Source organism: Novosphingobium sp. 32-60-15 (genome assembly GCF_002280675.1).
In the GTDB taxonomy this organism is placed as follows: domain Bacteria; phylum Pseudomonadota; class Alphaproteobacteria; order Sphingomonadales; family Sphingomonadaceae; genus Novosphingobium.
Window position 1 is genome coordinate 82,179 of sequence record NZ_NCEN01000011.1, and the last position, 8,142, is coordinate 90,320.

Consider the following 8,142-nt stretch of genomic DNA (forward strand, 5'->3'; position numbering starts at 1 on the left):
GTGAGGGCACAGTTTCGAAGGACCAGATTGGCGACATGGTTTTCGGACACAGCCCGGTTTGGCGTCGGATTTGACCCCCAGCGCTGGCGCATTAATCGTTGCACCTTGACCCTGATCAAGGGACATTAATTGTAGCAAAATGATGCCAGATGCTGTAGCATAAATGCTGATAATCATTCATCCAATGAGCGACAATTTTGGCCATCGTTATCACAACCTGTACAAATCGAAAACGCAAGCCCGTCGATCCAGCGCTTTGTGCGATGTCGCTTGTCAAAGGTGATGTCGGTGAAGTGTCACAGCAATGGGCGCAGAAACTTCGCGGCAACGCGCCTCGCTATTCGGCACTGGAAGTTTACGGAGGTCGATCGTTTCAAGATGCATCTTATGCCGCGAAGGTGCTTGATGCGAAGCTCTTTGTAGTTTCGGCGGGTTTGGGCTTGATCGATGCACTCGAGCAAATCCCTGCTTATGCTTGCACTGTCTCTGAAAATGCGCCTGACAGCATTTCATCTCGAATTATGGCTCGGTATCGGAAGGCTGATTGGTGGGACGCGCTGCAGCGATCTTCGCCATATGCTGTGTCATTTCTGGTAGCTGCTGGCTCAGACGATGTTCCCATTCTGGCATCGCTCCCTGAAAGTTACATGGAGATGGTTGTGGCTGAGGTTATGGGCTTGCCCATCGATCGCTTCGCTCGCCTTCGGCTCTTTACCCGGACTCCAAGGTCGCGCATTCCAGAGGGGTTGCGCAATTATGTCATGCCTTATGATGATCGGCTTGATGGACCCGATAGTGATATACGCGGAACCCGAAGCGACTTCGCAGCCCGGGCCTTGCGCCATTTCGCTGGCCTTCAGACCTGTGGGACGGCAACCGAAGACGCGGCCGCCGTCGATGCGGCGCTAGCTGGCTGGCGTATGCCCAAGATACAAAGCCGCATTCGCAGAGATGATTCTGAACTGCTCAACTTGATGCGGCAACATTGGGATTCAGCAGAGGGTAAATCGTCAAAGCTGCTGCGGCTTTTTCGTGACGATCTAGGCGTTGCCTGTGAACAAGGGCGATTTGCAACTTTGGCGCGCCAAGTTCGCGGAGAGCGGTCATGACCAACAGGAAATGCCTCAAAATCCGCGCGGTCCGGTCCGAGCAAGGTGAAGGCATCGGTGTCTATGCCTTTTTCATCTATGGAGCTGATATCAATCGAATCGCGGATATCAGCCGTATCCGGCGCGACGACAATGAACTTAAGGGTTTCCAGCGCCGCGAGATTCGTGACCATGTAAAGGATATTACCGCCTTCTTGGATAGCGGTCCGGTGCTTTTCCCGAATGCAATCATTCTTGCCCTTTCACCCGAGGTAGAGTTCTCGAAGTCACGCGGGCGAACGCCAGGCGGTGCTTCTGAAGTCGGTGAAACCGGCACACTGTCAATTCCTATCTATCCCGAGGGGCGTCGGGCGGCGTGGATTGTGGACGGCCAACAGCGCTCCCTTGCTCTCGGTGCCGCCAGAAACTCAGCGATTGCAGTGCCAGTAGTGGGGTTTGTTTCGGACGCGCTAACAACGCAGCGTGAGCAATTCATTTTAGTAAATAAGGTAAAGCCGCTTCCAACAGCGTTGATCAACGAACTACTTCCTGAAGTAAGCGTTCTATTGCCACGGGATCTTGCCGCAAAACAACTGCCGAGCGCGTTATGCGCTGCGCTCAACGCCGATCCGAATTCACCGTTCCATGGCTTGATCAAGCGTGAATCGGATCGGACAGGTATCGTCACCGATACTGCGCTCATTGAGGTAATGAAGGTCAGCCTAAAAACTGCTGCAGGTGCACTTGGCCAATTCAAGCAAAGCGGTTCGGGCAATGACACGGCTGCAATGTATGACGCCCTGCTGCTTTATTGGCGTGCTGTTCGAGACACATTTCCTGAGGGGTGGGGTAAGCAACCTACCGAAAGTCGACTTATGCACTCAGCAGGTATTCGGGCAATGGGGGCACTTATGGACCCATTAATGCTTCGGGCTGACTCGGCGCCTGACAAGGCTGCAGCTGTGCGCACCATGCTTGCGCGTTTGGCGCCGCATTGCCGTTGGACCAAAGGTGCCTGGGAAGGCTTGGGCCTCGAATGGAACGAAATTCAGTCAACTTCGCAGCATATTACGAAGCTTACTGATCATTTGTTCCATCTCGAGCGAGATCTGGCGCGAGCGTCAAAATGAAGTTCATTTTCGCCGATAGTCTAGACTATGTGGATCCAGCGTTCGACTTCATCGCTGATCGCAGTCCTGCAGACCGCCAGCCGTATTGGGACGACGCCTATCCGCACGAGATCCTCGGCTACGCTCCCTATGATGGCGTGCTTGTCTCGCGAGGCATCATCGGCGATCACCGCGTCAAAGGAAAATATACCGCCAGTCAGGCGCGCCGTTTCCATCTCGTCGGCGCGAGGAAATTTCTGCGGCTCGACAAGCCGGAATTCGCCCATCTAAATATCTTCGGCGATTGCGGCGCCTTCACCTACGTTCAGGAAGAGCGCCCTCCCTATACGCCCGCCGAAATGGCTGAGTTCTACGACGAGTGTGGCTTCACCCATGGCTGTTCGGTCGACCATATCATTTTCGATTTCGACGCCAGCGAGTTTGGCCTTGCAGGTGGCTCCGAAAACGCAAAAGAGCGCTTCGAGATCACCCTCGAAAATGCCGATGGCTTCCGCCGCGAGACAATTGCAATCGGCGCGGACTTTACCCCCATGGGCGTGGTGCAGGGCTGGTCGCCCGGCAGCATGGCGGAAGCTGCGCGCCGGTTAGTCGCAATGGGATACGACTATTTGGCACTTGGTGGCATGGTCCCTCTAAAATCCCCAGAGATTAAGCTTTGCCTTCAGGCGATCCGCGACGTCATCCCGTCGGCAACTCGACTACACATTCTGGGTTTTGCCAAAGCCGACGATATCGACAGCTTCCACGGCTACGACATTGCCAGCTTCGATACGACATCGCCGCTGATCCGGGCCTTCAAGGACGCCAAGCAGAATTACTATCTGCCCGGCAACGGCCCTGGTCTGCGCTATTTCACCTCGATACGGGTGCCCCAGGCGATCGAAAACCCCAAACTCCAGCGTGGTGTGAAAAAGGGCATGTTTCGGGCCGAGGAACTCGTCCGGTTAGAAGCATTGGCACTCAATTCGTTGAGGGCGTTCGACCGTGGCGAAGCAGACCTAGAGGAAACTCTCCACAACGTGCTCGTCTACAGCGCCCCTCTTGTGGAGGAGAAGCCGTATGAAGACTGCAAGGACAGCATTGTGCTGACCCGCCTGGCAGAACGCTACCGAGTTACCCTCACGGAACAGCCTTGGAAGCAATGCTCCTGCAGAATCTGCCAGGATGCTGCGATCGACGTTATCATCTTTCGCGGCAGCAATCGTAACAAGCGCCGCGGGATACATAACCTCGCAATCTATCACGAACACATTGAACGACTGGATTTGAAGCGTGCCGTCTACCCCACCGATGACCTACCTCACCGTCTGTGCGCAGCAGAGCAATGAGCATACCGTGCTCAGTTTCGCTGCTAGTGCCGCGGACGTACTCCGTTTCGCATCGATCGAGCGTATTGGGCGAGACGCGCAGGGTGAACTCAGCGGGTTTCAGCGCCCGCAAGTGGCGGCACATATCCGCGAGATCCGCGACTATCTCGACAAGCCCAACTCGGTCCTTCCCAATCCGATTGTGGTCGCCTTCACAGACCGTGTCATGGTCGAGGAACTTGGTGAAGGCCTTGTCAGATTGTCCATCGATATGAGCCAAGGCACTCCTGGATTAGTCGTCGACGGCCAGCAGCGCCTCTCGGCGCTGGCGAGCGTGAACCGGGATTTCCAGATTTTTGTCTCCGCCCTCATCTGCCGCGATGAGGCCGAGCTTCGACGTCAATTCGTGCTGATCAACAACACTAAACCACTACCCAAATCCCTGATCTACGAACTGCTGCCAACCGTCGACAATCTCCCCCCTCGGCTCAGCCGCCGTTCGGTTGCCGCCGACATCACGGCGCGGCTCAATTTCGAAAAGACAGCTCTTAGCGGGCGCATCAAACAACATACGCAGCCGGACGGCATGATCGCCGACACGGTCATGCAAAAGGTCATCATGGAATCGCTGAGCAACGGTGTGATGCGAGAGATGATCCGTGACCCGAAAGGCATTTCACGTTGCGTTCGCCTCGTGTCCAACTTCTTCGAAGCGGTGAAGACGACGTTCTTCGAAGATTGGCACGGGCACAAACCTGCCACATCGCGCCTGCTGCACGGCGCAGGCATCCAAGCGCTCGGGGATGTCATGGAAGTGCTTGCCCAGCGCTCGGATGCCCGCAGCGTCGAGGAATTCCGCGAGGGCATCGAATGTCTGAGAGGTAAGACTGCGTGGACGAGCGGGGAATGGAACTTTAACGGCGAAACACGGCGTTGGAATTCGCTCCAGAACGTCAATCGCGACGTCGCACTTCTCAAACATTATCTGGTCGGCGTCGTTAAGGCCGATCTGCGCCGCCGCCGTAAGCCAGCACCAGCCCCGTTGCTCGAGCCAGAGGGCCGGGCGTCATGAGTTACGCCGTCAAAGAACTGTTCAAAACCCTGCAGGGCGAAGGCGCACAGATGGGCCGTGTAGCGGTGTTCTGTCGTTTTTCCGGCTGCAATCTTTGGTCGGGACGGGAGGCAGACCGCGCGGCTGCCATATGCACGTTCTGCGACACGGACTTCGTCGGGATAAACGGAACCGGGGGTGGACGATTCTCGACTGCAGCCGAACTCGCCAACGCGATCGCGCGCGAGTGGGGCGGTTCAGTTGAACGACGCTATGTCGTCCTGACCGGCGGCGAACCGTTGCTTCAGGTGAATACCGCGCTGATCGACGCCCTCCACGAACGCGACTTTGAAATTGGCGTTGAGACCAATGGGACGCAGCTGGCACCAGAAGGGATCGATTGGATCTGCGTCAGTCCAAAAGAGGATGCCGAAATCGTCTTAAGGACCGGCAATGAACTCAAACTGGTTTTCCCGCAGAATTGCGCTCGGCCAGAACGGTTCGAGCATCTCGCATTCGACCATTTCTTTCTTCAACCGATGGACTCGCCGAAAGCAGCCGACAATCTCGAGGCCGCAATCACCTATTGTACCGACAACCCTCGCTGGCGCCTTTCGCTCCAGTCGCACAAGATGATCGGAATTCGCTGATGTTCGAGCTCAGCAAGCAATTTCGCTTCGACGCCGCCCACACCCTCGACCGGTTGATCGACACCGAATCGAGCCGGCGCATTCATGGTCACAGCTACCGTGCGGAGGTAACCGTGCGCGGCCGGCCCGACCCGGTCACCGGCATGGTGGTCGACCTTGGCCTACTCGAACGGAAGATGGCCGATGCCCGCGACGCGCTCGACCACCGCTTCCTGGACGAGGTCAACGATTTGGGGCCGGCGACCATGGAGAATCTCAGCCGCTGGATCTGGGACCGGCTCTCGCCCGAGGTCGGCAACCTGTTCAAGGTTAGCGTCTACCGCGACAGCAGTGGCGAAGCCTGCTCTTACTGGGGCGAGGAGATCACGGCATGACCGAGAGCACTGGCGCGCTCGTCCTTTTCTCAGGCGGGCAGGATAGTGCCACTTGCCTCGCTTGGGCGCTTGACCGGTTCGAAGTTGTCGAGACGGTCGGCTTCGATTACGGCCAGCGCCATCGTGTCGAACTCGAATGTCGGGACGAATTTCGGACGCGTGTCACTGATCTGAACCCAGCTTGGGCAGCTCGACTTGGGCCCGATCACATGCTCGACCTTTCGGTGCTAGGCCAGGTCAGCGAGACCGCGCTTACCCGCGATGCAGAAATCTCGTTACGCGCAGATGGCCTTCCGAATACCTTCGTTCCCGGGCGCAATTTGCTCTTCTTCACCCTCGCGGCAGCACTCGCCTCGCGGCGGCAACTGAGGCATCTCGTCGGCGGCATGTGCGAGACCGACTATTCGGGCTATCCCGATTGCCGTAACGACACGCTCAAATCGCTTGAAGTCACGCTTAATCTCGGCATGGGCAGCCGCACTGTGCTTCACACGCCGCTGATGTGGCTAGACAAGGCCCGGACATGGGAGCTCGCCGACCAGCTTGGTGGACAGCAGCTTGTCGAACTGATCCGGATCGGTACGCATACCTGTTACCGTGGTGAGCACGACCAATTGCATAGCTGGGGCTTTGGCTGCGCGGTCTGCCCCGCATGTGAACTGCGGGCGCGGGGCTATGACAGCTTTGTGAGGGCTTTGGCATCGTGAACGAGAACAAAGTGCCCGGAGAAACATCTTGGTCCACGCCTACGTCCATGGCGGAGGAAGAAACTCGCAAGGTCAAGACAGGCGCTAACCTCAATGGGCTATTTGCTGCATTTTCCTCCTTTTTCGACCGACCGCTCGATTTTTATCCACGTCTGGATACGCCTTCACGCAGCGTTTCTTCAGACGAGCTAATCGATAGATTCTACAGTCCGCCGAAGAACAATATGCCTGCGGGCATCTTTGGCGCGTGGGCAAGGCTCAAGCCGGAGGATCCTGGCCTCGACGAGGCGATCGAATTTGCAAGGGCCTCGCTGCAGGAAGCCAAAGCCCAGACAGAATACCAAGACCAGAAGGCGACAAGGCTACTGACGATCTCGACCTTCCTGACTGCGCTCGCCGGTGCATTCTACACAAGTTTCGCGACCGAATATCCGCTGAAGACGCTCGCGCATCAGTCGGCCCGCGACTGGTGGCTGCTAGCGGCGACCTACGCCTCCTTCTTCTTGTTCATTCTGTTCTCGCTGTCAGGAGCGCTGGTGACCTTTCATGCATCACGCACGCGCTTCAAATATCCGGCGAAAGCGACAGTGGAGCGCCAGAACAGCAAGACACGGTCTTATTTGTTTTTCCGCGAGATGATCGGCGTGACCCCCGAAGGCTGGGCCAATTCATTCGTGACGGTCGAGGGCGAAGGCGAAGCGCAAACAGCTACACTCAACCCTAATCTGAAGATCGAATATCTCAAAAACTATGTGAGTGAGGCTTACCTGATCGCGGCCAAGACGGCCGACAAGCTACGCTACCTGCAGCCCGCGCAGAGCCTGCTGTCCTATGCGCTCCGCTGCCTATTGGTTTATATTCTGCTCCTAGCGTGGGTGATGACGCATCTGGTGTCGACCAAGCCGACGACCCAACCAACTGAGGTGAAGGTCGTCACATTACCGCAACCCGTGCAAGTTCAGACCATGCCAACTCCGCCCCCCCCCACCACCAGCACTGTGTCCAACGAAGAGCAGAAGGTCACGGTTCGTCCATGAGAAAAGACGACACCTCCGCGACGGTCTTCATCGATGCTGATAATACTCTCTGGGACACCGACGGTGTTTTCGCGGCAGCGCAGCTAAACTTGCTCGCTGCGATCGAGCAGGTGACTGGAAAGAAAATCATCGATAGCAACCGTTTGGCTTTCGTACGGGTCGCGGATCAAGCGCTTGCCGAGCGCCATCATGCCGGTCTTCGCTATCCGCCCAGACTCCTAATCAACGCGCTAGCAGACGTTTTGCATGGCGAAGATGTCGAACGCGCAGCCCGCCTTGCTCTGACTGGATCGAGCGTGGCACAATTATCGGATGATCAAGCCCCGCCTCTGATTAGTGCATATTTTGACGACCTTGGCCATCGCCCCCCCTTACGGCCGGGTGTACACGCAGGCTTAGTAGCGTTGAAAGATATTGGCTGTACGGTCCTTATCTTGACAGAAGGTGCGCAGGCTCGAGTGAAGCGAACGGCGGAAGAGCTAGGTCTTGTCGGCTTCTTCACTCGAATCGTCGAGGGAGCAAAGCGACCGGATCTGTTTCGTCGCATGCTCCGGCTAACGGACGCGCCTGACAACGCCTTTATGGTCGGCGATCAACTCGATCGAGACATCGCGCCGGCCAAGGCTGCTGGGGTCAATACGATATATTTTCCCGGCGGCTTTCAACCCCGATGGGCACCCGACTTGCAAAGCATTCGTCCCGATCATGTTATTGCTAGCTTTGCCGAAGTTCCAAACATAGTATTGAATTTCATTTCAGAAGGTAAGCGATCCAAGCCTTTGTAAGGTTCGCGCAAGG

At 56.7% G+C, this 8,142-nt stretch carries 9 protein-coding genes; all 9 read left to right on the forward strand.

Translation table 11 applies throughout. The features are described from left to right. Positions 1–197 precede the first annotated feature (197 nt). The 9 genes from B7Y89_RS10165 to B7Y89_RS10205 are packed head-to-tail and all read left to right on the forward strand — an operon-like array spanning position 198 to position 8,129. Positions 198–1,109 carry a hypothetical protein gene (locus B7Y89_RS10165; RefSeq protein ID WP_292938175.1) on the forward strand — a complete coding sequence of 304 codons (912 nt, stop codon included), beginning with the start codon at positions 198–200 and terminating at the stop codon, positions 1,107–1,109. Then, positions 1,106–2,218: a DGQHR domain-containing protein DpdB gene (dbpB, locus tag B7Y89_RS10170; RefSeq protein ID WP_292938177.1), complete on the forward strand. Its 1,113-nt coding sequence runs from the start codon at positions 1,106–1,108 to the stop codon at positions 2,216–2,218. Before B7Y89_RS10165 ends, dbpB (B7Y89_RS10170) begins: the two co-directional genes overlap by 4 nt. Continuing rightward, on the forward strand, positions 2,215–3,546 hold the full coding sequence (gene dpdA, locus B7Y89_RS10175) for a tRNA-guanine transglycosylase DpdA (RefSeq protein WP_292938179.1): 1,332 nt from the start codon (positions 2,215–2,217) through the stop codon (positions 3,544–3,546). The genes dbpB (B7Y89_RS10170) and dpdA overlap by 4 nt, the downstream gene beginning before the upstream one ends. Next, positions 3,509–4,597: a DGQHR domain-containing protein DpdB gene (dbpB, locus tag B7Y89_RS10180; protein ID WP_292938181.1), complete on the forward strand. Its 1,089-nt coding sequence runs from the start codon at positions 3,509–3,511 to the stop codon at positions 4,595–4,597. Before dpdA ends, dbpB (B7Y89_RS10180) begins: the two co-directional genes overlap by 38 nt. After that, positions 4,594–5,226, forward strand: a complete 633-nt coding sequence (gene queE, locus B7Y89_RS10185) for a 7-carboxy-7-deazaguanine synthase (RefSeq protein WP_292938183.1) — start codon at positions 4,594–4,596, stop codon at positions 5,224–5,226. Before dbpB (B7Y89_RS10180) ends, queE begins: the two co-directional genes overlap by 4 nt. Beyond that, the gene (locus B7Y89_RS10190; RefSeq protein ID WP_292938185.1) at positions 5,226–5,600 is read left to right on the forward strand and encodes a 6-carboxytetrahydropterin synthase; all 375 of its coding nucleotides are present in this window, start codon (positions 5,226–5,228) and stop codon (positions 5,598–5,600) included. The genes queE and B7Y89_RS10190 overlap by 1 nt, the downstream gene beginning before the upstream one ends. Further along, positions 5,597–6,307: a 7-cyano-7-deazaguanine synthase QueC gene (queC, locus tag B7Y89_RS10195; protein WP_292938187.1), complete on the forward strand. Its 711-nt coding sequence runs from the start codon at positions 5,597–5,599 to the stop codon at positions 6,305–6,307. The genes B7Y89_RS10190 and queC overlap by 4 nt, the downstream gene beginning before the upstream one ends. A 47-nt stretch (positions 6,308–6,354) precedes the next feature. Next, positions 6,355–7,344: a hypothetical protein gene (locus B7Y89_RS10200; RefSeq protein WP_292938189.1), complete on the forward strand. Its 990-nt coding sequence runs from the start codon at positions 6,355–6,357 to the stop codon at positions 7,342–7,344. Further along, complete coding sequence (locus tag B7Y89_RS10205; protein WP_292938191.1) at positions 7,341–8,129, forward strand: HAD family hydrolase; 789 nt, start codon at positions 7,341–7,343, stop codon at positions 8,127–8,129. The genes B7Y89_RS10200 and B7Y89_RS10205 overlap by 4 nt, the downstream gene beginning before the upstream one ends. The last annotated feature ends 13 nt before the right edge of the window (positions 8,130–8,142 follow it).